At 65.3% G+C, this 26,822-nt stretch carries 21 protein-coding genes; 13 read left to right on the plus strand and 8 right to left on the minus strand.

Annotated features, from left to right (window positions below):
• Window positions 1-363 precede the first annotated feature (363 nt).
• The 4 genes from ACZ5BO_RS17265 to ACZ5BO_RS17280 are packed head-to-tail and all read right to left on the minus strand — an operon-like array spanning window position 364 to window position 5,501.
• Window positions 364-1,953 carry an ABC transporter substrate-binding protein gene (locus tag ACZ5BO_RS17265; protein ID WP_464695848.1) on the minus strand — a complete coding sequence of 530 codons (1,590 nt, stop codon included), beginning with the start codon at window positions 1,951-1,953 and terminating at the stop codon, window positions 364-366.
• A 4-nt stretch (window positions 1,954-1,957) separates the two neighbouring features.
• Window positions 1,958-3,166 carry an LLM class flavin-dependent oxidoreductase gene (locus tag ACZ5BO_RS17270; protein ID WP_464695849.1) on the minus strand — a complete coding sequence of 403 codons (1,209 nt, stop codon included), beginning with the start codon at window positions 3,164-3,166 and terminating at the stop codon, window positions 1,958-1,960.
• A 15-nt stretch (window positions 3,167-3,181) separates the two neighbouring features.
• Window positions 3,182-4,405, minus strand: a complete 1,224-nt coding sequence (locus ACZ5BO_RS17275) for a lipase family protein (RefSeq protein WP_464695850.1) — start codon at window positions 4,403-4,405, stop codon at window positions 3,182-3,184.
• Window positions 4,406-4,427: 22 nt separating this feature from the next.
• Entirely contained in the window at window positions 4,428-5,501 is a 1,074-nt protein-coding gene (locus ACZ5BO_RS17280; protein ID WP_464695851.1) for an ABC transporter substrate-binding protein, read from the minus strand.
• Between the two features lie 727 nt (window positions 5,502-6,228).
• Between ACZ5BO_RS17280 and ACZ5BO_RS17285 the strand changes: the two genes are divergently transcribed.
• From ACZ5BO_RS17285 to ACZ5BO_RS17300, 4 genes are all read left to right on the plus strand, one after another.
• Window positions 6,229-7,305, plus strand: coding sequence for a sigma-54 interaction domain-containing protein (locus ACZ5BO_RS17285; RefSeq protein WP_025129019.1), 1,077 nt, complete (start codon window positions 6,229-6,231; stop codon window positions 7,303-7,305).
• A gap of 99 nt (window positions 7,306-7,404) precedes the next feature.
• Entirely contained in the window at window positions 7,405-8,007 is a 603-nt protein-coding gene (locus ACZ5BO_RS17290; RefSeq protein ID WP_464695852.1) for a TetR/AcrR family transcriptional regulator, read from the plus strand.
• 147 nt (window positions 8,008-8,154) lie between these two features.
• The gene (locus ACZ5BO_RS17295) at window positions 8,155-9,015 is read left to right on the plus strand and encodes an NAD(P)-dependent oxidoreductase (protein WP_464695853.1); all 861 of its coding nucleotides are present in this window, start codon (window positions 8,155-8,157) and stop codon (window positions 9,013-9,015) included.
• 294 nt (window positions 9,016-9,309) lie between these two features.
• On the plus strand, window positions 9,310-10,512 hold the full coding sequence (locus tag ACZ5BO_RS17300) for an MFS transporter (RefSeq protein WP_464695854.1): 1,203 nt from the start codon (window positions 9,310-9,312) through the stop codon (window positions 10,510-10,512).
• Here the strand turns inward: ACZ5BO_RS17300 and ACZ5BO_RS17305 are convergent.
• From ACZ5BO_RS17305 to ACZ5BO_RS17320, 4 genes are all read right to left on the minus strand, one after another.
• Window positions 10,488-11,273, minus strand: coding sequence for a type 1 glutamine amidotransferase domain-containing protein (locus tag ACZ5BO_RS17305; protein ID WP_464695855.1), 786 nt, complete (start codon window positions 11,271-11,273; stop codon window positions 10,488-10,490). The two genes, ACZ5BO_RS17300 and ACZ5BO_RS17305, sit on opposite strands and share 25 nt — an antisense overlap.
• Before the next feature lie 100 nt (window positions 11,274-11,373).
• Window positions 11,374-12,213, minus strand: coding sequence for a metal-dependent hydrolase (locus tag ACZ5BO_RS17310; RefSeq protein WP_464695856.1), 840 nt, complete (start codon window positions 12,211-12,213; stop codon window positions 11,374-11,376).
• Window positions 12,214-12,250: 37 nt separating this feature from the next.
• Window positions 12,251-13,147 carry an SDR family NAD(P)-dependent oxidoreductase gene (locus ACZ5BO_RS17315; RefSeq protein WP_464695857.1) on the minus strand — a complete coding sequence of 299 codons (897 nt, stop codon included), beginning with the start codon at window positions 13,145-13,147 and terminating at the stop codon, window positions 12,251-12,253.
• A complete protein-coding gene (locus tag ACZ5BO_RS17320) occupies window positions 13,134-14,702 on the minus strand; it encodes a flavin-containing monooxygenase (protein WP_464695858.1) in 1,569 nt (522 codons plus the stop codon). The genes ACZ5BO_RS17315 and ACZ5BO_RS17320 overlap by 14 nt, the downstream gene beginning before the upstream one ends.
• Window positions 14,703-14,967: 265 nt before the next feature.
• On the opposite strand from ACZ5BO_RS17320, the gene ACZ5BO_RS17325 reads away from it, so the two are divergent.
• The 9 genes from ACZ5BO_RS17325 (at window position 14,968) to ACZ5BO_RS17365 (ending at window position 26,808) form a co-directional block, all read left to right on the plus strand.
• Window positions 14,968-15,963 (plus strand): alpha/beta fold hydrolase, encoded by a 996-nt coding sequence (locus ACZ5BO_RS17325; protein WP_464695859.1) that lies wholly within the window; start codon window positions 14,968-14,970, stop codon window positions 15,961-15,963.
• A gap of 280 nt (window positions 15,964-16,243) precedes the next feature.
• Window positions 16,244-17,521, plus strand: coding sequence for an alkane 1-monooxygenase (locus ACZ5BO_RS17330; RefSeq protein ID WP_464695860.1), 1,278 nt, complete (start codon window positions 16,244-16,246; stop codon window positions 17,519-17,521).
• A 157-nt stretch (window positions 17,522-17,678) separates the two neighbouring features.
• Complete coding sequence (gene praA / locus ACZ5BO_RS17335; RefSeq protein ID WP_025129009.1) at window positions 17,679-18,170, plus strand: alkane oxidation protein activator PraA; 492 nt, start codon at window positions 17,679-17,681, stop codon at window positions 18,168-18,170.
• A gap of 204 nt (window positions 18,171-18,374) precedes the next feature.
• Window positions 18,375-18,866, plus strand: a complete 492-nt coding sequence (gene praB / locus ACZ5BO_RS17340; RefSeq protein ID WP_025129008.1) for an alkane oxidation protein activator PraB — start codon at window positions 18,375-18,377, stop codon at window positions 18,864-18,866.
• A 124-nt stretch (window positions 18,867-18,990) separates the two neighbouring features.
• On the plus strand, window positions 18,991-20,406 hold the full coding sequence (locus ACZ5BO_RS17345; protein ID WP_025129007.1) for an outer membrane protein transport protein: 1,416 nt from the start codon (window positions 18,991-18,993) through the stop codon (window positions 20,404-20,406).
• A gap of 277 nt (window positions 20,407-20,683) precedes the next feature.
• Window positions 20,684-23,233, plus strand: a complete 2,550-nt coding sequence (locus tag ACZ5BO_RS17350) for an acyl-CoA dehydrogenase (RefSeq protein ID WP_464695861.1) — start codon at window positions 20,684-20,686, stop codon at window positions 23,231-23,233.
• 30 nt (window positions 23,234-23,263) lie between these two features.
• Entirely contained in the window at window positions 23,264-24,616 is a 1,353-nt protein-coding gene (locus ACZ5BO_RS17355) for a 3-oxoacyl-ACP reductase (protein WP_464695862.1), read from the plus strand.
• A 3-nt stretch (window positions 24,617-24,619) separates the two neighbouring features.
• Entirely contained in the window at window positions 24,620-25,510 is an 891-nt protein-coding gene (locus tag ACZ5BO_RS17360) for a MaoC/PaaZ C-terminal domain-containing protein (protein WP_464695863.1), read from the plus strand.
• Window positions 25,510-26,808, plus strand: a complete 1,299-nt coding sequence (locus ACZ5BO_RS17365) for an acetyl-CoA C-acetyltransferase (RefSeq protein WP_464695864.1) — start codon at window positions 25,510-25,512, stop codon at window positions 26,806-26,808. Before ACZ5BO_RS17360 ends, ACZ5BO_RS17365 begins: the two co-directional genes overlap by 1 nt.
• Window positions 26,809-26,822 lie beyond the last annotated feature (14 nt).

Below are 26,822 nucleotides of genomic sequence, written 5' to 3' on the forward strand. Positions count from 1 at the left end.
GGTTGTGTGGCGGTGCGGTGGTTCCTTGCAGGAGCCGGCTTGCCGGCGAAGAGGACCTTGAGGCGTGCGGTGCTCTTGCGGGCGCCTTCGCTGGCAAGCCAGCTCCTACGGGTTGTGTGGCGGTTGCGGTGGTTCCTTGTAGGAGCCGGCTTGCCGGCGAAGAGGACCTTGAGGTTGGCGGTGCTCTTGTGGGCGCCTTCGCTGGCAAGCCAGCTCCTACAGCAGTCAGATAGATCGCGCAGTTCCTTGTAGGAGCCGGCTTGCCGGCGAAGAGGGCCTTGAGGTTGGCGGTGCTCTTGCGGACGCCTTCGCTGGCAAGCCAGCTCCTACAGCAGTCAGATAGATCGTGCAGTTCCTACGGGGTCAGGCGCTGTCGTTGAGCCACAACCTTTCGAAACGCCAGGTGCTGAACAGCGATTGTTCTTCGTGGGCACCGCCGACGCGGGTGGAGACGCTGTCCAGCAGGTCGGCGTAGCCCCAGATCAGCAGGCCGCCACGCTCGTACTGGATCTGCTGCGCCTGGTGCACCAGGGCCGTGCGCCGTTGCAGGTCGGGCTGGGCCATGGCGGCAAGAAACACTTCGGCAAACTGCGGGTCGTTGAAGTGGGTCTTGTTGGACACGGCAAACGGCGCGTCGGTGTGGATGGCGCTGGCCAGGAACGGCGCACCGATGCTGCCGCCGGTGCTCAGGGTCCAGTCGTCGCGCTGCGGGCCCTGGAAGGTCGCCAGATCCACCTGGCGAACCTTGAGGGTCACGCCAATGCGCTTGGCCTGTTCCGCCAGCACCAGGGCCGAGGTCAGGCCCGGCCCGGGGGTGGTCACCAGTTCCAGCTCCAGGTTCTCTTGCCCGGCCTCCTTGAGCAGTTGCGCCGCGCGCTGTGGGTCGTGGGGGCGCGGGCCCAGGCTGTGGTTGAAGGTCGGGTCGCTGGGGGCATAGAGGTCGTTGGCCACCCGGCCCTGGCCATTGAGGGCGCGGCGCACCAGTTCCTCGCGGTCGGCCAGCAGGCGGAAGGCCTCACGCACCCTTGGGTCGTTGAACGGTGGCTTGTCCAGGTTCATGTCGAAGGACAGCCAGTTGCCGGTCACCGATTTCAACAGCCGTACCCGTGGGTCCCGTTGCAGCACCTGCAGCTGTTCGGTGGGCATCACGTTGGCCATGTCGATCTGCCCGGAACGCAGGGCCGCCAGGCGCGCCACCTGGTCCTTGAAGTCGATGATCTCCAGTTCGTCGGCGTAGGGCTGGCCGTCCTTGTAGTAGTTGTCGAAACGAGTGAACAGCGAGCGCTGGCCCGGGGTGAAGCTTTTCAGCTTGTAGGGGCCGGCGCCCACCGGGTTGGTCACCGGGTGGTAGTCCACCGGCACTATGCCGCCGAAGTTGACCCAGGTTTCCGCCAGGGGCATGTAGCTGCGGCCCTGGCGAAAGCTCAGGCGCACGGTGCGTTCGTCGAGCTTCACCAGGTTGTCGCGGTCGACCCAGTGCAGCAGCGCCGCGTAGGGCGAGGCCAGCTGCGGGTCGGTGAGGCGGCGGATGGAGAAGATCAGGTCGTCGGCGTCGATGCTCTTGCCGTGGTGGAATTCCAGGCCCTGGCGCAGGCGCAGGGTCCAGCTGCTGGCATCGGCATTGGGTTCGGCAAACTCGGCCAGGGCCAGGCGCGGTTGCATCTGTTCGTCCCATTCCCAGAGTTTGCTGTACAGCGCAAAGCCGCGGACGATACCGCTGCCGATGGGTTTGTGGGCGTCCAGGTTGCCGCTCTGGTTGCCATCGAGGATGCCCAGGCGCAAGCGCCCGCCGTAGCGCGGCGAGTGGCTGGTGGCGGTCACGCTGCCTGTGCCGCTGGAGCTTTCGGCACCGCAGCCGGCCAGCAGGCCGCCGCCCAGCAGCAGGCCGCCACCGAACAAGGCACTGTGACTCAAAAAGCTGCGACGGCTGAAACCGGAGGGGTCCTGGCTCATGGCATCAGGCTCCGGCCGGGCCGTTGGCGCTGCGCAGTTCCAGCGGCGCTTGCGGTTGGCGGTTCAAGGCGGCGCGTTCGCCGCGAAAGTGCGGCAGGATGTGCTCGCCCAGGCGGTAGGCCTCCTCCAGGTGCGGGTAGCCGGCGAGGAAGAACAGATCGATGCCGATGGCGTGGTACTCGCGGATGCGCGCCACCACGTTTTCGTAGCTGCCCACCAGGGCGCAGCCCGGGGGAATGCCGATGTAGCCGAAGCCGGTCCAGACATTGGGGTGGATGAAGAAGTCGTCGAAGCCCTGGGTCTCGTTCTTCTGCGCGAAGCCGTTCTCGTAGCTGAGCTTGCGCGCGGTGCGCAGCCCGGCATGGGCGGCCACGGCCTTGACCGCGCCCTTGGCGATGCCTTCGTCGAAGAAGCGCTTGGCCTCGGTGCGCGCCAGCTCTTCGGTCTCCAGGGTGATGACGTCGATCGACAGGCCGAAGCGGATGTCGCTGCGCCCGTACTGCAAGGCGCGCTCACGGATGTCGGCGATCAGCGCGGCGATCTCGTCCGGGTGTTCGGCGCGCATCAGGTAGAAATCGGCATGCTTGGCGGCGAACTCCCGGGCGGCGATGGACGATCCCGCGGTGCAGATCAGCGGCAGCTCGGCCTTCTTCAAGGGCCCGCGCAGGCCACCGCCTTCGGCGCGGTAGAAGCGCCCTTCGTAGTGAAAGTTCTCGTTGTGCCAGTAGCCCTTGACCAGGTCCATGAACTCGCTGGCGCGGGCATAGCGCTCATCGTGGTCGCTGAAGTCGCCGACCTGGCGCTGAATCGCGTCCGAGCCGCCATTGATGATGTTCCACACCAGGCGGTTGCCGGTGGCGCGCTGGTAGGTGGCGGCCTGCTGCACCGCGACCCAGGGTGTGTAGTGATAGGGCTGGAAGGCGGTGACGAACTTCAGCGTGCGGGTTTCCCGGGCCAGCAGCGAGCACACGGTCCAGGGCTCTTCGCCGGACGGCGCGTTAACCATCAGCGCGCCGCCGAAGCCGTTGATTTCCGCGGCCCGGGCGATCTGCCCCAGGTAGTCGATGTAGGTGAAGTGGTCACCGACGCTGAAGCCTGAGACGGCGCCGGTGCTGGGCCCGCCGCGGTGCCAGTCGCCACGGTTGCGCGGGTCGCCGGGAAGGAACTGGGTTTCGCCGTGCAGGGGCAGGCGGGTAAAGAATTCGATGCTCATGGCAATGGCTCCGGGTTATTGCACGCTGGGGTTGCAGACGGGGGTGATGGCTTGGCCGCTGATGACCTTGTGGGCGAAGGGCACCGAATCCTTGAGGGAGGCATTGACCGTTTCGCTGTGGCCCAGGCCCTTGTACAGGTGGCCCTCGACCACCGAGCCGGCCTTGCAGGCGTCCTGCATCAGCGCCACCTGGGTGGCGGCGGCCGGGGTCTTGTCTTCGGCGCCGGTGCCGATGAACACCGGCTGGGCGGTTTTCAGGGTCGGGTAGGACACTTGTTGCTGCCAGGCCGCCAGTTGGTTGCCCTGGTAGTCCTTCTTGGCGTTGGCCGGGGTCAGCCCGACTCCCACCACGTCGCTGACCAGGGATGCCAGGCAGCTGGTGCGGGCCTGTTCGAACAGCGGCAGGGCCTTGTCGGTGTAGAAGTCCTTGGGGTTGATGCTCGGGTCGTACTGCTGGGCGGCCAGCAGGGTGTAGAAACCGTAGGCCAGGGAGGCATCGACCTTGTTCGGATCCTGCTCGCCGACATTTTTCGCGCCGATGGTGTAGATCACCCCGGTGCCGATGCTGCCCTTGACCCCCAGGTCCGGGGCGTAGCTGGCGGCATAGGCGGCCGAGGCGAAAGCCCCGGCGCCGCCCTGGGACTGGCCGACGATCAGCACCTTGTTGGCCAGCCCGGGCACCCCGGCGACCACGGCTTTGGCGGCGTCGAGAATGCCGTAGGCAGCCATGCGGTTGTTCAGCAGCGGATGGCCGCCGGGCACCCCCAGGCCCTGGTAGTCGGTGGCGACAATGGCAAAGCCTTCATCCAGCCAGCGGCTCAGGTACTGCACGTCACGGTAGGAGCGGCCCTGCCAGGACGGTGCGCAGACGTCGGCCACGCCTACGGTGCCGTGGCCCCAGCTGGCCACCGGCCAACCGCCGGCGGGAGCCTTGCCCCTGGGCAGGAACAGGGTGCCGGAGACCACCACCGGGGTCTTGCCGTCGATGCCGTCGGTGGAGGTATAGAGAATCCGTTGCGCGCTGGCGGCGTTGGGCAGACTCAGGGTGGCTTCCAGGGGCTCGCTGCGCAGCAGCTTGCCCGGGGTGGCGGGAATCGCGTCCTGCCAGGCGTAGAAGGCCGAGACCCGGCCGTCGCCCTGCAGCGGATCGGGCTTGGGCGCGTAGGTTGGAGCCGCCAGGGCCGAGAGGGAGACGGCCAGGACACTCAGGCCAAAGGTGAATTTTGCGGACAGTTTCATCAAGAAGACTCGTGTTCAGGGTTCAGGGATGGGTGGCGATCTGGCCGCGCAGGGCGGGCCAGTAGTCACTCAGGTGCAAATCGATCAGCGCCTGGTTGGTGAAACCGGTGGCCAGTGCCGGGGTGATGTCGTAGGGCGTGCGGATCAGCTGGTTGGCCAGGGCGTAGGTGCTCAGCGCCTGGTAGTGAGCCTTGAGCTGCTGGTCGCTCTTGGGCGCCCAGCGCTCCTTCCAGGCCACCGGATCGCCCTGGTCGTCGCGACGCAGCACGCTCTCGGCGGTGCCGGCCCGGGACGACAGCTGGTAATAGGCGTCCTGGTTCTGTTCCTGGGAAATCCACCAGGCGGCCTTGACCCAGGCAGTGGCCAGCAGTTGGGTGATATCCGGGTGCTGTTCGATGAAACTGTCGGTGCCCCAGAGGTCGGAGATCAGCCGCCAGTCATTGGCCCCTTGCTTGGTGGACCAGATGATCCGGCCTACGCCCTTGTCTTCCAGGGCATAGGCCTCGCTGAGCAGCACCGCGGCGTCGACCTTGCCGGCGGACACCGCGGCCGCGCCGACCTGGGGGTTGAGGTTGGCGATCTTGAAGTCGTCGAGCTTCAGGCCCTTGCTGGCCAGGAAGTTGCTGAAGGCAAACTCCCAGGGCCGGCCGCGATGCAGGGCCAGGCGCTGGCCCTTGAGGTCCTCGATGCTCTTGGCCGTGGAGTTCGTCGGCACCACCAGATAGATATTGTTGCCACTGCCGCCGGGCACGATCAGCTTGCCGGGTACGCCGCCGGCGCCGGCGATCACCGAGGGCAGGTCGCCGCGCACGGCGAAGTCGATGCTGTTGTTGCTGAAACCTTCGTTGATCTGCGGCCCGGCGCCGGCGTGGGGCAGGGCGATCCACTGCAGCTTGATCCCGCGCTGGCTCAATTGCTGCTCCAGCCAGCCGTCCTCGATGACCCGCCCGGCGATCCCGCCGAACACCGGCTTGCCGCCCTGGGTAAAGGCGACGATGGCGATCTTCACCGACGCCGGGGCCGGGTTGGCCAGGGCGGTGCCACTGATCAGCAGTGCGGCCAATGCGGCCAGGGTGTTGCGCCATAAAGCTTGCATTGCACTCTCCCTAAAAATGTTTGCCGTCATCGCCCGAGCGAATCTCGACCTGGGCCCTTGAGCCTTGCGTCGCCCTTGCGGACGCCTTCGCTGGCAAGCCAGCTCCTACGGGTGTGGCGGTGTTTCCTGTAGGAGCCGGCTTGCCGGCGAAGAGGCCCTTGAGCCTTGTATCGCCGTTGCGGACGCCTTCGCTGGCAAGCCAGCTCCTACGGGGTGTAGCGGTGTTTCCTGTAGGAGCCGGCTTGCCGGCGAAGAGGCCTTTGAGCCTTGCGTCGCCCTTGCGGACGCCTTCGCTGGCAAGCCAGCTCCTACGGGGTGTGGCGGTGTTTCCTGTAGGAGCCGGCTTGCCGGCGAAGAGGCCCTTGAGCCTTGTGTCGTCCTTGCGGATGTCTTCGCTGGCAAGCCAGCTCCTACAGGGGGCGGTGTTGGTTGCAGCGGCGTGGGGGCCGGTGTTGGCAGGGAGAGAGCAGATTGCATGCCAGGGTCCGGAAAAATCGCTGCAGGCCTTGCAGGGCAAGGGTTTCAGAAGAGTCGGGGCGAGCCGCCGCAGGCTTCTGTTGCTGATCGGCGAACAGCTGGGTGCTGGCCGATTGCTGCTCCAGCAGCAGGCAAGGCGCAGTCATTGCTTATATTCGTAAAAGGAATATCTAAAGATTAATTAATAATTATTTAGTCTAAATATCTTCGTGCACTATTGAACCCGCGCTTTTACTGCCAGGAATGCACCATGTCGCTGATCACTCATCCACACGCCCGCGAATTGACCAAGTCGGTACGGGCCACCGTTCTGGTGTTCAAGGACCCGCGCTCCCAGGAATTGCTCAGCCGCATCGAGCGCCTGGCCCCCAGTGAGGCCAATACCCTGATCATTGGCGAGACCGGCACCGGCAAGGAGCTGGTGGCGCGGCATATCCATCATTTGAGCCGCCGCGGGCGCGAGCCCTTTGTTGCGGTGAACTGCGGGGCCTTTGCCGAATCCCTGGTGGAAAGCGAACTGTTCGGCCATGAAAAAGGCGCCTTTACCGGCGCCACCACCCATAAGGCCGGCTGGTTCGAAGCGGCCAACGGCGGCACCTTGTTCCTCGACGAGATTGGCGACCTGCCGTTGAACATGCAGGTCAAGCTGCTGCGGGTGCTGCAGGAGCGGGAAGTGGTGCGCCTGGGCTCGCGTACGCCGATTCCGATCAATGTGCGGCTGGTGGCGGCCACCAACGTCAACCTCGCCGATGCGGTGGTGGCCGGGCACTTTCGCGAAGACCTGTTCTACCGTCTGCACGTGGCCACCATCCGCCTGCCACCGTTGCGCGAACGCCCGGGGGACATCCTGCCCCTGGCCGAATTCTTCCTTGAAGAACACTGCCAGCGCCTGGGCTACAACCGCGCCTCGCTGACCGAGGAGGCCGAACGCAAGCTGCTGGAGCACAGCTGGCCGGGCAACATCCGCGAGCTGGAAAACGCCATTCACCACGCCTTGCTGGTGTGCCGCCAACAGCGAGTGGCACCGGGGGACCTGCACCTGGTGGACATGCGCTCCTCGGGCATCCGCCAGGAACAGGCGCCCCTGGCGGTATCGACGCCGCAGGCGCCGGCAGACCTGGGCCGGGCCTTGCAGGCGCTGTTCGAGCAGAACATTCCGGACCTGTACGAGCACATCGAAGAGACGATCTTCCGTGAGGCCTATCGCTATTGCCACGGCAACCAGTTGCAGACCGGGCGCTTGCTCAATATCAGTCGCAACATCGTGCGTGCCCGCCTGGAAAAGATCGGCGAGTTGAACAAGCCCCTGGCAACCTCGGTTTCCTAGGCCCGAAAACCGCCCCGGAGCTTTTTTTGCCCGGGCCGGTTGACGGCTGCCGGCTGGATCTCTAGTCTTTGGAACGATCATTCCAGAAAGGTAACAGCCGTGCGTCCCAAGGAGTTCGACCCCGAGCAGATTGCCGATGCGGCCATGCAGGTGTTCTGGCAGCGCGGTTACGCGGCCACCTCCATTCAGGACCTGGTGCAAGGCACCGGCCTGAGCCGCAGCAGCCTGTACAACGCCTTCGACAGCAAGCATGGCCTCTACACCTGCGCGCTCAAGCGCTACCAGCAGATGACCAGTGCCAATATCGAATTGCTCGGCGCGGACGTGCCGGTGCTGGAGCGGGTGCGGCGTTTGCTGATGCGCATTGTCGACAACGAGCTGGAGGACGGCCAACGCCTGGGTTGCCTGGCGGCCAATGCGTCCCTGGAAATGGCCGGGCAGGACCCGGCGGTGGCGCAGATCGTCGCGCAGAATTTTCAGCGCATTGAAAGCGCCCTGGAGCAGGTGCTGCGCCAGGGGCAGGAGCAGGGCGAGATCAATCCGCAGAACAATCCCCGGGCCCTGGCCAGTTTTGTGGTGTGCACCGTGCAGGGGCTGCGGGTGCTGGGCAAGGGCAGCCTGCCCAATGAGCGGCGCCAGCGCTTGCTGGATGTGGTCGAGGTGACGCTGGCCAGCCTGTCCCCGGCGCAGCCCCTCCCGTAGGAGCCGGCTTGCCGGCGAAGAGGCCCTCAGCGCTATCAGGCTCAAGGGCGCCTTCGCTGGCAAGTCGGTTGCTATCGGAGCGGGCGTTTTTTTTGCCTTGTATTGGAATGACCATTCCATAATTCGATCAACATTGGAGACACACAGATGGACAAGCAACCAGCAACCATCGCGGTATTGGGCATCGGCATCATGGGCGCGGCGGTGGCGCGCAATCTGCGGCGCAAGGGATTTGCGGTGCACGCCTGGAACCGCACGCCACAGCGGGCCCAGGCGCTGTTGGCGGAGGACATCCAGGTGTTTGACCAGGCCGCCGAGGCAGTGCGCGGGGCGCAGGTGATCATCACCTTGAACAAGGATGGGCCTGCCGTTCTGCAGGCCATGCAACAGGCCGCGCCGGGGCTGCAAGACGGCGTCATCTGGCTGCAGATGGCCACGGTCGGCGTGGACGCTATCGATGAGCTGCATGGTTTTGCCAAGGCCCGGGGGCTGGTCTTTTATGACGTGCCGGTACTGGGCACCCGGCAACCGGCAGAGCAGGGGCAACTGGTGGTGCTGGGGGCCGGTTCCGGTACCTATCGGCCATCGTTGCAGCCGCTGTTCGACGCCATCGCCAAGCGGGTGCTCTGGGTCAGTGAGCAGCCGGGGGCGGGCAGTCGCCTGAAACTGGCCCTTAACAGCTGGGTCCTGGCCCTGACTCACGGAGCAGCAGAAAGCCTGGCCCTGGCCAAGGGCCTGGGGCTGGACCCGGCGCTGGTGGTGGAACTGGTCAGCGGTGGCCCCCTGGACAGCGGTTATTTCCAGGCCAAGACCCAAGCCATGCTCAGTGGCGACTACAGCCCGAGCTTCACCCTGGCCAATGCCTTGAAGGATGCCGAGTTGATGGTGGCTGCGGCCCACAAGGTCGGGGTTCGGCTGGACCTGGCCGAGGCGGGCATCCAGCGTTTTCAGCGGGCCCTGGACCTGGGGCACGCAGACAAGGACATGGCCGCGTCCTACCTCGGCTGAATGCCCGTAGGAGCTGGCTTGCCAGCGAAGGCTGCCGTCCAGGCGCTGCATGTCTTGCGGACTTCTTCGAGAGCGATGCAAGGCTCGAGGGCCTCTTCGCCGGCGAGCCGGCTCCTACAGGGTCCTGCACGGTGTATCTGACTGCTGTAGGAGCTGGCTTGCCAGCGAAGGCTGCCGTCCAGGCGCTGCATGTCTTGCGCACTTCTTCGAGGGCGATGCAAGGCTCAAGGGCCTCTTCGCCGGCAAGCCGGCTCCTACGCGGTGGACTTTTTTTTCTTGTGTGAGCACCTGTTCATGAATCGTTCTTCATCTCTTCCGGCCGCCTCCAACCGGCTGCCGGTCTGGCAATTGCTGGCCTTCACCCTGGCCGGCTTTGTCGCCATCGTCACCGAAACACTGCCCGCCGGCCTGCTGCCGCAGATCAGCCAGGGCCTGGGCATCAGTCAGGCCCTGGCCGGGCAGTTGATCAGTGTCTATGCCCTGGGTTCGGTGGCCGCGGCGATTCCGCTGATCGCGCTCACCCGCAGCTGGCGTCGCCGGCCCTTGCTGTTGCTGGCCATCGGCGGCTTGTTGCTGTTCAACAGCCTCACCGCGTTGTCGACGAACTATCTGCTGACGCTGGCCGCACGCTTTGCCGCAGGCATGGCCGCCGGGCTGGTCTGGGGCTTGCTGGCCGGTTATGCCCGGCGTCTGGTGGTGCCCGAGCTGCAGGGCCGGGCCCTGGCGGTGGTGGGGGGCGGCCAGCCGATTGCCCTGTGCCTGGGGGTGCCCCTGGGGGCCTGGCTGGGAACGCGGATGGATTGGCAGGAGATTTTCTGGGGGCTGTCGCTGCTGGCGCTGCTGCTGTGGTTCTGGGTGCGCCTGGCGGTGCCGGACTATCCCGGCCAGTCGGCCCACCAGCGCCAGCCGATCGCGCGGATCTTTCTCACCCGGGGCCTGCCCCAGGCGCTGCTGGTGATCTTCGTGTGGATCCTGGCCCACAACATTCTCTACACCTACATCGCGCCGTTCCTGGCGTCCCTGGGCCAGGCGGCTTCCCTGGATCGAGCCCTGCTGGTGTTCGGCCTGGCCTCTCTGGCGGGGATCTGGCTGACCGGGCTCGGCGTCGATCGCTGGTTGCGCGGGCTGACCCTGTGCAGCCTCGCCGGCTTTGCCCTGGCCTGCCTGCTGTTGGGCATCGGCGCCAGCCAGCCCTGGCTGCTGTGGCTCGGCATTGGCGCCTGGGGCCTGACCTTCGGCGGCGCCCCGACCTTGCTCCAGACCGCCGTGGCGGACGTGGCCGGGGAGGGCGCGGACGTCGCCCAGTCGATGCTGGTGACGATCTTCAACCTGGGAATCGCCTGTGGCGGTGTGGTCGGAGGCCTGCTGTTGCAACGCTATGGCGCGGTGTCCTTTCCCTGGGCCATGGCCGCTCTGGCGCTGGCGGGCCTGATGCTGGTGTGGGGCGCACGCAGCCATGCCTTCAAGCCGGGTCAGCGCGCGACCTGCTCGGCCTGAGGTTTTGCCTCGCGGGCCTGCTGCAGGAGGGTTACCCATTCATTGGCGAAGCGGTGGCAGTCCCCCGGCCAGCGTGCGGTCAACAGGTTGCGGTCACGCACCACAAAGCCGCGCTCGGGATGCGCCGCCGAGTCCCGGCGGGGCAGCCAGGGGCCGCGGAGAAAGTCCGCCGGGCTGGCCAGTGCCTGCTTGATCTCGTGCTCGACGCTGTGGTCGTAGGTGCGGTAGTAGCGCCCCAGCCACGGCGCGGTGACGATCCAGGCCGCCAGTTCCATGGGGCCGGCGAGCAGGGCGGTGACCTGGCGTCCGTAGAGCACCGAGCGCCGGCTTTCGGGGTCGATGCAGCGGGCCAGCGCCAGGGGGCCATGACACACCGCGGCCACGGGTTTATCGGCCTTGAAGAACGCCAGGATGATGCGCCTGACCTCCACGGATTCCAGCAGGCTGCGCATGCCCCGGGCATGCCCGCCCGGAATCAGCAAGCCCTCGAAGGCCTGCGGATCGACTTCGGCGTAGTTCAGGGGGCTGAGAAACGCCGGGTCGCGGGTCATGCTGTGGTAGCGCTCAAGGTCGGCGGCCGGGGTCATCAACAGCGGGTTGAGCGGGCCGAAGCCCAGGCTCACCAGGCGCGAGTCGGCGTAGGCCACAAACCCCAGCGGCGTGGCGAATTGCGCCTCGAACCCGGCCTCCCTGGCAGCCTGCCAGGGCAGGCTGCTTTCAGTGGGATCGTAGTCGGCGTGGGGCAGCAGGATCAGGATCATGGCGCAGGCTCGCAGCACAAAAGGTGCGCTGCAGGTTAGCAGCCCCTGGCGTACGCGCAGGGGCTCAGGGCCGGGCGCTGTTGCAGCGCGCTGTTGCCGCTCACTTGGCCGCGGCGGCCCGGGTGCGTTCGATGTCCTGGACCAGGCCGTCGATCCGTTGCAATTGCTCGCGGTTGTCGTGATCCCAGGGATGAAAGCCCGGCTTGAAGAACTGCAGCCAGGGCAGGGCGATCCGCGGGAACACGCCCTTGGGCCCGTAGAGGTACTTGATCACCTGCCACAGGCCGCGCCAGTGGCCGCCGCGCCGGCGGTCGGCGATCAGCATGCGCAGGTGAAAGTCGAACACCACCAGCCAGAAGGTCAGGGTGGTGAACAGCATGCTTCCGGTGCGGATCAGGTAACGCTTGGGCCCGGGCTTGAGCACGCTGTTGAAAACGTCGTAGGACACCGCCTTGTGCTCGGTTTCCTCCAGGGCGTGCCACAGCCACATCTGCCGATAGCCCGCCAGCGAATCGCCAAAGCGGCTCGGGTCGCGCAGCAGCAGGTCGGCGAGGATCGCCGTGTAGTGCTCCAGGGCCACGGTGATCGCCAGGTTGAAGGCCGCGGGGAAGTGTTTCTTCTGGAAGTCGAGGATCATCCGCAGCCGCCGGTCCAGCAGATGGGCCGGCAGCCCGGCGTCCTGCAGCAGGTCGTTGTAGCGCAGGTGCTCGCGGCTGTGCATGGCTTCCTGGCCGATGAAACCCTGGATCTCGCGCTTGAGCTCGGGGTCGTGAATCTGCTCGCGGTAATGGCGCACGCTGTCCATGAAGAACAGCTCGCCGGCAGGGAACAGCAGCGACAGGGCATTGAAGAAGTGGCTCACGTGGCTGCCTTGTTCGTGCCAGTCGCAGGCACGGTCGGCAGGCAGCTCGACCTTGATGTCACGGCGGATGGGCAGCATGGCTGGCGCTCCTCTAGACATGAATCGGCATGGGGCCTCAGAGGCCCCGCTCGTCCTGGGTTTCGTAGACCGCCGGCGCCTTGCCGGGCCTGGGCGCCATGCGCCGGCTGATCCACACCACCAGGGCCTGGTAGGCACTGGGCAGCAGGCGCACGAACAGGTCGAGGAAGTGCGCATCGCGCCCGATCAGCACTCGCCGTCTGTTCTTGCGCACGCCCAGCAGGATCACCTTGGCGGCGGTCTGCGCCGAGGTGATGAAGAGTTTCTCGAAGTCGTCGCGGGCCTGTTGCTCGTTGTCGATCAGGAAGCCCTTGACGTTGTCGCAGATGCGGCTGGAACGGGCGATCTCGGTCTGGATGCCCCCCGGGTGCACGCAGGTGGCGGAGACGCCGTTGCCTTGCAGGTCCAGTTCCTGGCGCAGGGATTCGGTGAAGCCGCGCACGGCGAACTTGGTGGCGTTGTAGCCGCTCATGCCCGGCTGGGCGAACAGCCCGAAGACGCTGGAAGTGTTGATGACATGGCCTTCGCCGGCCTGCTTGAGGTAGGGCAGGAAGGCCTGGGTGCCGTGGACCACGCCCCAGAAGTTGACGTCGACGATCCACTCCAGGTCAGCCAGGCTCGAGCCTTCCACGGTGCTCGACAGGGCCACCCCGGCGTTGTTGAAGATCAGGTTAACCTGCCCGTGCTCGGCCACAGTGGCGGCCGCCCAGGCGAACATGGCCTGGCGGTCGCCGACGTCGAGTTCCTGGCTGCTGATGCGCAGTGCCAGCAAGGTGGCGGCCCGGGCCTGGGCCACGGTCTCGGCCAGGCCCTGGGGGTTCTTGTCCGCCAGCGCCAGGTGGCAGCCTTCCCGGGCCAGGGCCACGGCCAGGGCGCGGCCCATGCCGGAGGCGGCGCCGGTGATGGCGGCGACTTTACCGTTAAAGTTTTTCATCGAGGGCAGCCTCTTGCAGGTTCAATGGGCGTGCTGCAGCCGGCGTGGCGAGCACACCGGGATGGGGCAGGTGGGTGGTCAGGTAGTCCTGCAGTGCAAAGTGCTGCACGGTCTTCCTGAAGGCCCAGGTGGAGCCGGGCCAGAGGGTGGTGTTCTGGCCGCTGCGCGGGTCCAGGTACCAGCTGCGGCAGCCGCCGGTGGACCAGATGGCCCCGGCCAGGCGCTGTTGCAGGCGCTGGTTGTACTGGCTCTCGACCTGGGGCTTGACCTCCAGGGTGGCAATTGCCCCTTGGCGCATCTGCTCCAGGGCCTTGAGCAGGTAGTCCACCTGGGCCTCGATCATCAGGATCATCGAGTTGTGCCCCAGGCCGGTGTTGGGGCCGATGATCATGAAGAAATTCGGAAAACCCGGCAGGCAGGTCCCCAGATAGGCATGGGCGCCTCTGGCCCAGCTATCCATCAGGTCCTGGCCCTGGCGGCCGAACAGCAGGCCCCGGGGGATCGGGTCGGTGGCCTGGAAACCGGTGCCGAAAATGATGCAGTCCACCGGGTGGCGGCTGCCGTCGGCGGTGACCACGGCGTCGCCGTCGATGCGCTGGATGTCATCGCTGATCACCCGCACGTTGCCCCGAGACAGGGCCGGGTAGTAGTCGTTGGAAATCAGGATGCGCTTGCAGCCGATGGTGTAGTCGGGGGTCAGGCGCTGGCGCAGGGCCGGGTCGAGCACCTGTTTGCGCAGGTGCCGCAAGGCCACCCGCTGCACCATTTTCATCAACCCGGGACGCCGGGCAAAGGCGATCACCCGGCTTTCCAGGGCCCAGTACAGCGCCGAGCGCATCAGCCGCTGGGTGAACGGCAGGTGCTTGAAGGCCCAGCGCTCCACAGTGCCGAGTTCGCGGTCGGGCTTGGGCATGATCCACGGCGGGGTGCGCTGGAACAGTTTCAGCTGGGCCACCCGCGGGGCGATTTTCGGCACGAACTGGATCGCGCTGGCACCGGTGCCGATCACCGCCACCCGCTTGCCCTGCAGCCCGTAGCGGTGGTCCCACTGCTGGGAGTGGAAGCGCTTGCCGGTGAAGCTGTCGAGCCCGGGGATGTCCGGGATCGCCGGGCGCGACAGGCCGCCCATGCCGGAGATCAGCACTCGAGCACTGACTTCGCGGCCATTGCCAAAGCGCAGCTGCCAGCGCTCGCGGGTCTCATCGAAGACCGCCCGCTCCAGGCCCATGTTGAAGTGCAGAAAGGGCGCCAGGGCGTACTCCCGGGCGCAGTTCTCCAGGTAGTCGCGGATTTCCGCCTGGGGCGCGAACTGCCGGGTCCAGTTCGGGTTGGGGGCAAAGGAGAAGGAATAAACGTGGGATTGCACGTCGCAGGCGCAGCCGGGGTAGTGATTGTCGCGCCAGGTGCCCCCCAGGGACGCGGCTTGTTCGGCAACCAGGAAGTCTTCCAGCCCGGCTTCCTTGAGCTTGATCGCCATGCACAGTCCGGCGAAGCCGGCGCCGATGATGGCGATGTCAACGACCTCGGGGTCGTTGGGTGGCGAGTACGCATTCATGGTGTGTACCTCGATTGTGGTGACGCTTGGGGTGACTTTCGTCGGTGGGTGAAAACTCAGGATTGCACAATTTAAAATAATGTTTTAAAAATTAATTTAAATAAATTACCTGGAAATGTCACCTGCACCGGCCGCCAGTGGATTGTGTGGGGCTCATCCGGATCAAGGATGGGACGTCACCGGCGGTACCGGACCTAAGGCGACAGCCGCGAGCCGGATCATCCTGATCCCGGACGCCGGCGCAGGGAAGCTGAGGGGGCGCGTTATGGAGTGGCTGGTAGCGGCAGCGGTGTTCCTGGCGGTCAGCGCGGTGCTCGGGGTGGTGAGCTATCGCATCAATCGACGGATCGAACGCCAGGTGCCGATCAATGGGCGGTTCCTGGAGATCGGCGGCGAGCGCATTCATTACACGGACGAGGGCAGGGGGCCGGCGCTGTTGATGATCCACGGCCTGTCCGGTTGCGCACGCAACCTGACCCACTCCCTGGCGCCGCAGCTGCGCGAGCAGTTCCGGGTGATCACCATCGACCGCCCCGGTTCCGGTTACTCCACCCGGGCCCGGGGCGCGTCGGCGGACCTGCCGGCCCAGGCCAGCCTGGTGGCCAAGTTCATTCGCACCCTGGACCTGGGGCAACCCCTGGTGCTCGGGCACTCACTGGGTGGCGCGGTTGCCCTGTCCCTGGCCCTGGATCACCCACAGTCGGTCTCCGGCCTGGTGCTGGTGGCGCCGCTGACCCATCCGCAACGCATGCTGCCGCTGGTGTTCCTGTCCCTGGGGGTGCGCCCGGCATTGCTGCGGCGCTGGGTGGCCCTGACCCTGGCGGCACCCATGGCCATGCTCGGGCGCCGCGCTCTGGTCAAGGCGGTGTTTGCCCCGGACCCGGTGCCCGAGGACTTTGCCGAGCGTGGCGGCGGCTTGCTGGGCATGCGTTCGGAAAACTTCTACAACGCCTCCAGCGAGATTGCGCTGGTCAATCGCTTCCTGCCGGACATGGTCAAGCACTACCCCAGCCTGACGCTGCCGGTCGGGCTGATCTACGGCTCGGCCGATCCGGTACTCAACTACCGCCGGCATGGCGAGTCCATGGTCGGCAAGGTGCCAGGGCTGACGCTGGAGGTGGTCCCGGGCCGTGGGCACATGCTGCCCATCAGCGCGGTCGAGCGGGTGGTGGCCATGGTCCGGCACGTTGCTTCCCAGGCTGCGCCGCAGCGCAGCGCGACGATCCTGCATCCGCCGTTCGCGGCTTCAAGAGCAAGTTGAGGGGGTGGCGAGGGCGGTCTTGAGCGCTCGCGTCACGGCTTCGACAGCAGTGGTAAACGCTTCACGGGTGACATTCGAAACAAGCCGAAAAAATAGTTGACGAGCTAACGAACCCGAGCTATTTTTTTAAAAAAATGTTTTGAAAGTGCAATTGAGCGATTAAAATAATGAAAATAACGCCATTTCACGCTTTTGTTTTTTCATCCCTTCACGCTCTGAACGGCGCCACCGCGCTGTCCTTTATAGCACCTCTGCCGACTGCCATCCTGCGGAGGCTGCCATGACTGTTTCCGTGGCGGCACCCGGCGTCTGGACCGATGGCAAGCGCCACCTGTGGTGGCTCGGCACCTTGCCCATGATCACCCCACTGCTGGCCGGTCTGTTTGCCCTGGCCACCGGTGTCCAGGTGTTCTGGTGGAGTGGGGTACTGGTGATCTTCGGCCTGATCCCGCTGATTGACGGCCTGATGGGGGAGGACGCCAGCAACCCGCCGGAGTCGGCGGTCCCTGATCTGGAAAAACAACCCTACTACCGCTTCATCGTCTACAGCTGCGCCGTGCTCTCGGTGCTGTCCCTGGTGGTGACGGCCTGGATGGCGGTCAGCGGGGTGGACTGGATCATCGCCGGCGGCCTGTTGCAGTTGAGCGAGCAGTTGAACCTGCACGGCAGCCTGGCGAGCTTCGCCGCCTTCCTCACCGAGCGCTCACAGTTGCACGGCAGTGTCGGCTGGTTCACCTACCTGGGCATGGCCATGTCCACCGGCGCGGCCACTGGCATCGCCATCAACATTGCCCATGAACTGGGGCACAAGAACCGCGGGATGGCCAAGTTCCTGGCCAAGCTGGCCCTGGCCTCGACCTTCTACGGGCACTTCTTCATCGAACACAACCGTGGCCACCATGTGCGGGTGGCGACCCCGGAAGATCCGGCCAGTTCGCGTCTGGGCGAGTCGTTCTGGAGCTTCCTGCCACGCACCGTGTGGTTCAGCCTGAGTTCGGCCTGGCATCTGGAAAGCCAGCGCCTGGAGAAGCTCGGCCTGCCGACCCTGCACTGGAAGAACGGGGTGCTCAGCGCCTGGCTGTACAGCGTGGTGCTCTGGGGTGTGCTGATTGCCTGGCTGGGGGTGGCGGTGATTCCTTTCCTGGTGATCCAGGGGATCTACGGTTTCTCCCTGCTGGAGGTGGTCAACTACGTCGAGCACTACGGCCTGCTGCGGCAGAAACAGCCCAACGGCCGCTATGAACGCTGCTCGCCGCGTCACTCCTGGAACAGCAACCGGATCGTCACCAACATCTTCCTGTTCCAGCTGCAGCGTCACTCCGACCATCACGCCAACCCGACCCGTGCCTACCAGGCCCTGCGCCACTTCGACGAGTCGCCACAGCTGCCCTACGGCTACGCCACCATGATCGTCTGGGCCTACGTGCCGGCGCTCTGGCGGCGCTTGATGGATCACCGGGTGCTGGCGCACTACGCGGGAGATGTACGCCTGGCCAACATGCACCCGGCCAAGCGCGATGAATTGCTCAAGCGCTACGGTTTCAGCAACACCGATTGAGACACCGCTCTTTAGTCGTACTGCTCACCACTTCAAGTGCTGGTGAACCTGCGGTGTTCGCCGGCGATTCCCCCGCTTGAAGTGTGAGCAGAGCAACACAGAAGTCCTTAAGCAGGTTGACCGACAACAACAATAAGCAACTGTAAGGAAGTCACGGATGTCTATCTCACCTTTGTTCGCTGCCCGTCTGTTCGTGGTCCTGGTGGGGGTATCGCTGATGGGCGCTGCCGATGCCGCGCGCATCGAACCGGCCAACAGCGAGTTCACCGCCAAGGGGCCCATCAGCTTTGCCAAGAGCATCATCAATGCCGACTGCACCATCCAGGTCAGCGGCAAGGTCAGTGCCGATGGCAGTTTCGCCAGCGTCGAGAAGGTCGACTTCAGCGGCGGCCTCAAGTGCGGCCAGGTCGAAGCCACCCACCTGCCCTGGAAACTGATCGCCAAGGATGAAACCAGTGGTGCCATGTCCGGCATCCAGGTCACCGTGCACGCGCCCCTGGTGGGCGGTGACTGCGGGCCGACCACCGCCGAAGGCTCATGGAACAACAGCACCGGGAAACTCGAGGCGGCCCAGGTCAGCCTTGACGGTGGCTGCACCATCAAGACCGTATCGATCCAGATGCCGCCCACGTTTCGGGTCGCACCCTGAGGCACTACAGAATCCATGGAGGGACGCTGATGAAACTGCGATTGATTGCGCAAGCACCGGTGGTTCAAACCGGGTCGGTATCGCCCTAGCGTGCTCCAGCACCGAATTCGGTCGAGTCCGAGAGCCGATGGCGTCATCGACCCCCTGGCAAGGCTGATAACCCCCTGGCAACTGCCTGTTGCCTAAATCTTGAGGAAAACAACAATGCAAAGCATCAAGACTCTGGTATCCGTAGCTTCTTTCGCTATCTGCATGGGCGCCGCGTCGCTGGCCAGCGCTGCAACCATCGCTCCTGCCGGGGCAACCTTCTCGGCACCGGGTACCATCGCGGTATCTTCGCCTGCTTCGTTCGGCCTGCCGGTCACCTGCAACATCAACTTCACCGGTACCGTGGCCGCCAACGGCTCCAGTGCTGCGATCACCGGTGCCACGGTCAGCGGCAGCAACTCCCTGTGCAGCGTGCCGGTCCTGCTGAACCTGCCTTGGACCCTGACTGCCTCCAGCGCTACTGCCGGCACTGTAACGGGCGTCAACTTCAAGATCCTCTCCAATTGCAGCAGCACTCCGGTGACCATCAACGCCACCTGGAACAACGCGACCAACACCCTGAGCATTCCTTCGGCGCAAACCGTCGGCAGCTGCAAAATCACTGCTCTTAGCGTCAACCCAAGCCCAGCCTTCACCGTTACTCCATGAAGTTGATGTGACTTCAGCCTGTTGATCACTTGCTGAAAAAAACAGGCGCCTCGTCAGAGGCGCCTGTTGCAACACCCTGGATCGGTGGTGACCGGTCACGGTTGATAATAATAAGGAGTGGGGCATGAATAATAAGAAACAGAGGATCCAGGTGGTCGTCGGTCTGGCGGTGCTGGGTGGCTTGATCAGTTCCGGACCAGTGCAAGCAGGCGGCTTTACTACTCCTACCTATGGCACCCCCGGTTGGGGCCGGGCATTCGGTGGCGGCTCGCTGTTCAAGAATGATCCCAGTGCGGCCTACAACAACCCGGCGGCCATGGCGTTCATCGATCACAACGTGGCTCAGATGACCGTCGACTACGCGCGAATCAAGATGAAATACAAGGGCAGTGCCTACGACTATCAAGGCAATCCGGCGTCCAGTTCTCCGATCGACGACCCTTTCGCCCAGACCCCTCTTGAGGGCAATGGTGGCGAGGGTGGTTTTACCGCCTGGCTGCCGACCGGCTTCCTGGTCATGCCGATCAATGATCGCTTTGCCTTTGGCCTGAGCCAGGTGGTTCCCATGGGCATGCGCAGCACCTGGGACAACGGCTGGAAGGGGCAGGACTTTGCGGTGGACACCAAGATCGAAACGGCGGGGGTCTCCGGTTCCTTCTCGTTCAAGGTCAACGATCAATTCTCCCTCGGCCTGGGCGCGATCCTGCAACACACCAATGGCTTTGTCAGTCAGAACCTCAACTTGAGTGGTGCCGCCGGGGTCTCGCTGCTGCCGGGCGCGCCTTCAGGCGTGGGTTCCAACCTGATGCGGGTCAAGGTGGACAACACCTCCGTCGGCTGGTTTACCGGGGTGACCTGGAAGCCCACCGAACGGGACACCCTGGGGGTCAACTATCACGCCAAGATCAAGAACAAGCTGGAAGGCAAATACAATATTCGCGCCGACGATTTGGGCCGGGCCTACACCGATTCCTCTTCGGGGCCGTCCCTGGTGGAAATCGCCTACCCGGGGCTCAAGCTGTACCCGGATGGTGCCAACGCCTCGGCTCAGCTGGACATTCCGGCCAGCGCCGGGATCGACTGGGTACACGTGTTCAATGATCGCTTCACCCTGGGTGTCAGCGCCCTGTGGACGCAGTGGTCGTCGTTCAAGGACCTGACGCTCAAGTCCGATGGCAACACCCTCATTTCGATTCCCTACCGCTACAAGGACTCGATGATGTACTCGGTGGGTGGCGATTACCGTTTCACCGATCAGCTGACACTGCGTGCCGGTGTGGCCTTCGACCAGACGCCGACCCGTGGCTCGACCCGTGACCCGCGGATTCCGGACAACGATCGCTGGTTCACCTCGCTGGGTTTCGGCTATGACATCAAGGCGGTTCCAGGGCTGACCATCGACGGCGCCTACTCACGGCAATTCGTCAAGGAAGCCCGGATCCAGACCCAGAACCAGGATCGTCTTGGCGGCTCTCGCCTGGACGGCAAGGTCGACGCCAAGGGCGAGGTGGTGAGTCTCTCCGCGACTTATCACTTCTGAGGGTAAGCGCCTTACCCACCCCTCGAAATGACGGCAGTACAAAGGACTGTGCTACTGCCGTCGGCGGGACGGGTCATCTCAGGACCCGTCTTGGCCCGCCATTTTCCCAAGCCCTGGCTGACATCGTTCGGCCGTTGTGCGTTGCCGAAAGCTCTCAAAACAATATTTAAAAATAAAATTTGAAACGCGTCAGTTTCCTTTGTAGGGTGAGCTTCGAGGGGCCGGCACAACGCCCAGGCTCCAAGTCGTCGTCTCGTTAGAACAAGAGAGGTATTCCATGATTGTCTGGTTATTGGCGGGATTCGCCGCCGCACTCACACTGGCTTACCGACAGGCGACTGCGGCCCTGTGGCTGGCTGCCGGCCTGGCCTGGCTGGCGGCCGGGTATGTGTTCAACCTGTCGGGAACCCTGGGCCTGACCCTCGGCACCTTGCTGGTGCTGCTGCCGGCGGCGCTGCTCAGCGTCAAGCCCCTGCGCCGGGCCTTGCTCACGCGCCGGGCCCTGGCGATGTTTCGCAAGATCATGCCGGCCATGTCCGACACCGAGCGCGCGGCCATCGAATCCGGCACGGTCTGGTGGGACGCCGAGCTGTTCAGCGGCAAGCCCGACTGGCCACGCCTGCTGGACTCGGCCCCCGCGAGCCTGAGCGCCGAAGAACAGGCGTTCATGGACCATGAAGTGGAAACCCTGTGCGACATGGCCAACGACTGGGAAACCACCCAGGTCTGGCAGGACCTGTCGCCCAAGGCCTGGCAGTACACCAAGGACGCCGGCTTCCTGGGGATGATCATTCCCAAGCAGTACGGTGGCAAAGGCTTCTCCCACTACGCCCACTCCCAGGTGGTGATGAAGCTTTCCACCCGTTGCTCGGCGGCGGCGATCTCGGTGATGGTGCCCAACTCCCTGGGCCCGGCCGAACTGTTGCTGCACTACGGCACCGAGGCCCAGCGCCAGCACTACCTGCCGCGCCTGGCCCGGGGTGAAGACATCCCGTGCTTTGCCCTGACCAGCCCCTATGCCGGCTCCGACGCCGGGGCGATTCCCGATGTCGGGGTGGTCTGCAAAGGCCAGTTCGAAGGCCAGGAAGTGCTGGGCTTTCGCGTCACCTGGGACAAGCGCTACATCACCCTGGGGCCGATCGCCACCGTGCTCGGCCTGGCGTTTCGCGCCGAGGACCCGGACGGCCTGCTGGGCAGCAAGGGCAGCCTGGGCATCACCTGCGCGCTGATCCCCACGAGCCATCCGGGCGTCAACACCGGGCGCCGCCACTGGCCGCTGAACGCGGTGTTCCAGAACGGCCCGACCACCGGCAAGGACGTGTTCATCCCAATGCAATGGGTGATCGGCGGAGGTGACCAGGTGGGCAACGGCTGGCGCATGCTGATGGAGTGCCTGGCAGCCGGGCGGGCAATTTCCCTGCCTTCGGCCAACGTCGGCATGGGCAAGGTCGCGGTACGCGGCACCACCGCCTATGCGGCGATGCGCAAGCAGTTCGGCCTGCCTATCGGCAAGTTCGAAGGGGTACAGGCGCCCGTGGCGCGCATGGCCGGGCACCTGTATGCCTGCGATGCGGTGCGCAAGGTTTCGGTGGCGTCCCTGGATGCGGGAGAAAAACCTTCGGTGATCTCGGCCATTGCCAAGTACCACGTCACCGAACGGGCCCGAGCCATCGTCAACGACGGCATGGATATCGTCGCCGGCAAGGGCATCTGCATGGGGCCCAACAACTTCCTGGCCCGGGCCTACCAGCAAAGCCCGATCGCCATCACCGTGGAAGGCGCGAACATCATGACCCGTTGCCTGATCATCTACGGCCAGGGGCTGATTCGTTGCCATCCCTATGTGTTCCGCGAAATGGAAGCGGCACGCGACACCGGGCGCAAGGGCCTGGAGGAATTTGACAGCGCGATGTTCGGGCACATCAGCTTTGTCTTCGCCAACACCGTACGTGCGGCGGTGCATGGGCTCAGCGGCGGGCGCCTGATCAAGGCCCCGGCCAAGGCCGACAAGGCCCTGGCCCCTTACTACCGGCAGATCCAGCGTCTATCGGTGGTGCTGGCCCTGGCTTCGGACATTTCCATGGGCGTGCTGGGCGGTGCCCTCAAGCGCAAGGAAAGCATCACCGGGCGCCTGGGAGACATCCTGTCCCAGCTGTACATCCTGTCCTGCGTGCTGAAGCGATTCGAGGACGATGGCCGTCCCCAGAGCGACCTGCCGCTGGTGCACTGGTCAGCCCAGGACTGCCTGCTGCGGGCGCATGAAGCCCTGGCCGAGGTGCTGGACAATTATCCGTCCCGGGCGGCGGCGCGCATCATTCGCGGCCTGAGCTTCCCCCTGGGCATTCCCCAGCACAAACCCTCCGACCGCTTGCTGGCCGAAGTCGCCGAGCTGGTGCAGACCCCGGGCCCGACCCGCGATCGCCTGCTGGCAGACTCCTACATGCCACAGCCGGACATCGACAAGCTGGCCTATGGCGAACTGGCGTTCCGTCTGCAGCCCCAGGTGGACCTGATCGAGGCACGGCTCAAGCCGGCGATCAAGCAGGGCACCCTGGCACCGCTGCCGATCTCCCGCGAGGCGTTCGTGATCTGGCGGGTCAAGGCCCTGGAACTGCAACTGATCAGCCAGGACGAGGACGAGTTGCTGGGCCGGTATGTGGAATACGGCGATCACGCGATCCAGGTCGACGACTTCCCGCAGGACTTCGGTCTGCTGGAAGCCCTGCAACAGCGTCAGGCGCACCTCGAGCAGAGCGCCAAGCCGGCCTCGCGCAAACGCGCGGCCAGCAGCGAAGACGCGGTGACGGCCAGCGATTCGGCCTATTGACCTTCTACTGGTTTTGATCGGGATCTCTTTATGTCTGACGGTTATCTTTCGTTCGTCAATTCCGGGTGGGGCCGCTGGCTGGCCCAGCGTACCGGCCTGCCGCAACCTATGCCGCTGCAACGCCAGCGCGAAGGGCAGGGCAGCCACCTGGTCAACCCGGTGGTGCTCGCCGCGGCACCCGAGGGGCGCCTGCTGGGTGAGCTGCAACGGATCTTCGCCGCCACGGACACGGTGGCGGCCCAGGCCGCCAGCATCACTGCGCCTTCCACGGTGAAGGTCCAGGGCCTGGTGTATGACGCCAGCGGGTTGGGGGACATTGCCCAGCTCGACGAGCTGTACCGCTTCTTCCATGCCAATGTCCGGCGTCTGGCCGCCCACGGCCGGGTGCTGGTACTGGGCACGCCGCCGGAACACTGCAAGGAACTCGCCCAGGCGGTGGCCCAGCGCGCCCTGGAAGGCTTCGTGCGTTCCCTGGGCAAGGAGTTGCGCCGGGCGATCACCGTGCAGTTGCTGTACGTCGAGCCCGGCGCCGAAGCCGAGCTGGACAGCAGCCTGCGGTTCTTCCTGTCCCGGCGTTCGGCCTATGTCTCGGGCCAGGTGGTGCGCATTGGCGAACCGGTGGAGCTGCCCAGGGACCTGGACTGGCACCAGCCGCTCAGCGGCCGGCGCGCCCTGGTCACCGGGGCTTGCCGCGGCATTGGCTTGGCCATCGCCAAGGTCCTGGCCCGTGAAGGCGCCCAGGTGGTGTGCCTGGATATTCCCCAGAGCGAGGCCGAGCTGCAACAAGCCGCCGCCAGCCTGGGGGGCAGCGCCCTGGCCCTGGACATCACCGCCGCCAACGCCGGCCAGCGCTTGCTGGCGTTCGTCGGTGAGCACGGCGCCTTCGATATCGTGGTGCACAACGCCGGAATCACCCTGGACAAGACCCTGGCGAAGATGACCGAGGCCGCCTGGCGCAAGGTCATGGCGGTCAATCTGGAGGCGCCGCTGCTGCTCAGCCAGACGCTGCTGGAGGGCCAGGGGCTGAACCCGGGTGGACGGATTGTCTGCGTCTCGTCGATTTCCGGGATCGCCGGCAACCTCGGGCAAAGCAACTACGCGACCTCCAAGGCCGGGGTCATCGGCCTGGTGCAGAGCCTGGCCCCGCTGGCGGCACGCCAGCAGATCACGGTCAATGGCGTGGCACCGGGGTTCATCGAAACCCAGATGACCGCGAAGATCCCGCTGATGATCCGCGAGGCGGGACGGCGGATGAATTCCATGTCCCAGGGCGGGCAGGCCGTGGATGTGGCGGAGACCATCGCCTGGCTGGCCCATCCGGCCTCCGGCGGGATCAATGGCCAAGTGGTCCGCGTCTGCGGGCAAAGCCTGCTGGGAGCCTGAACCATGAATGCCGATTCCGCGATCCGCATCATCGAACCGCCGCCGTCCCGGGGCCAATTGCTCTACGACGGCATCCGCAGCTTGCGCAAACCCAAGCTCGAGGCTGCGCCACCACTGCCTGCCGAGCGCCTGGTGCGCCCGGCGGTGGAACTGCAGGCTGGGGACATTGCCCGCTATGCCCAGGCCTGCGGGTTTCGCCGGGAACACGGGGTGCCCCTGGCATTTCCCCATACCCTGGCGTTTCCCCTGCACCTGCTGCTGCTTACCCACCGCACGTTTCCCTACCCGGCCAGCGGCATGGTGCACCTGGCCAATCGCATCCGTCAGTACCAGAGGCTCGAAGAGGGCCAGGCCCTGCGCCTGGAAGTGTTCGCCGAACGCTGGCTGGCCCATCCCAAGGGCCAGGCCTTGTCCATTGCCACCCGGGTCCACAGTGGCGGTGACCTGGTCTGGGAGAGTGACAGCCTGTACTTGCGGCGGGGTGTCGCCGGGCCCATCGGCGAGCCCTGGGAAAGCTCCCTGAATCTCGACGAGCAGGCCCTGGTACGCACTCAGCGCTGGAGCCTGGGGGGCGACCTGGGCCGGCGCTTTGCCCAGGTCAGTGGGGATTTCAACCCGATCCACAGCTCCTGGCTCGGCGCCCGACTGTTCGGATTCCGGCGGCCCATCGCCCACGGCATGTGGACCCTGGGGCGGGCCCTGGCGGCCCAGCAGCCACCGCACCCGCTGGTCGCGGCGCAACTGCACTGCGAGTTCAAGCTGCCGATCTTCCTGCCGGCCGCGGTGACCCTGTGGAACCGTCTGCCGGATGGTCCACGCCATGAGTTCGAAGTGCGCAACAACGCGGGGGACAAGCCCCACATGCGCGGTCTATTTATCTGGGGAGCTCGTTGATGGCTGAGTACAGTTTCAATCCGGCGCCGGTGCGCCGGGTGGCGATCATTGGCGGCAACCGGATTCCGTTCGCCCGTTCCAACACGGTGTATGCCAATGACAGCAACCAGGACCTGCTGGTGGCGGCGTTGCAGGGCCTGGTCGACCGCTATGGCCTGTCGGGCCAGCGCCTGGGGGAGTTCGCCGCGGGGGCGGTGATCAAGCACTCGCGGGATTTCAACCTGGCCCGCGAGAGCCTGCTGTCCACCACCCTGGCGCCCGAGACGCCGGCCTATGATGTGCAGCAGGCTTGCGGCACCGGTCTTGAAGCGGCGCTGCTGGTGGCCAACAAGATCGCCCTGGGGCAGATCGAAGTGGGCATCGCCGGCGGCGCCGACACCACCTCCGATGCGCCCATCGGCATTAACGAAGGCCTGCGCCGCACGCTGCTTCAGGCCAACCGCGCCAAGGGCACCGGCGACAAGCTGCGCAGCCTGCTCAAGGTGCGCCCGGGGATGTTCTTCAAGCCGTTGCTGCCGCGCAATGGCGAACCGCGTACCGGGCTGTCCATGGGGGAGCACTGCGAGGAAATGGCCAAGCGCTGGCAGATCAAGCGCCTGGCCCAGGATGAGCTGGCCCTCACCAGCCACCAACAGTTGAATGCGGCGTACCAGCGCGGCTTTTTCGATGACCTGATGACCCCGTACCGCGGCCTGCAGCGCGACAACAACCTGCGGGCCGATGCCAGCCTGGAGAAGCTCGCCGGCCTGGGCCCGGCCTACGACCGCGCCAACGGTACCCTGACCGCCGGCAACTCGACGCCGCTCACCGATGGCGCCTCGGTGGTGCTGCTGGCCAGCGAAGACTGGGCCGCGGCCAACAACCTGCCGGTGCTGGCCTACCTGCGTACCGGGGAAACCGCGGCGGTGAACTTCGTCGATGGCAGCGAAGGGCTGCTGATGGCCCCGGCCTATGCGGTGCCACGGATGCTGGCCCGGGAAGGCCTGGGCCTCGGGGATTTCGACTTCTACGAGATTCACGAAGCCTTCGCCGCCCAGGTGCTGTGCACCCTCAAGGCCTGGGAGGACCCCGACTACTGCAAGGACAAGCTCGGCCTCGACGGCGCCCTGGGCAGCATCGAGCGCAGCAAGCTCAACGTCAACGGCGGTTCCCTGGGCTGCGGGCATCCGTTTGCCGCCACCGGTGGGCGGCTGTTGGCGACCCTGGCCAAGGCGATCCATGAACGCGGCAGCGGCCGCGGGCTGATTTCCGTTTGTGCAGCAGGCGGGCTGGGTATCACCGCCATCGTCGAAAAATAAAATAACAAGGAGAC

It is taken from the genome of Pseudomonas sp. FFPRI_1, from assembly GCF_055384485.1.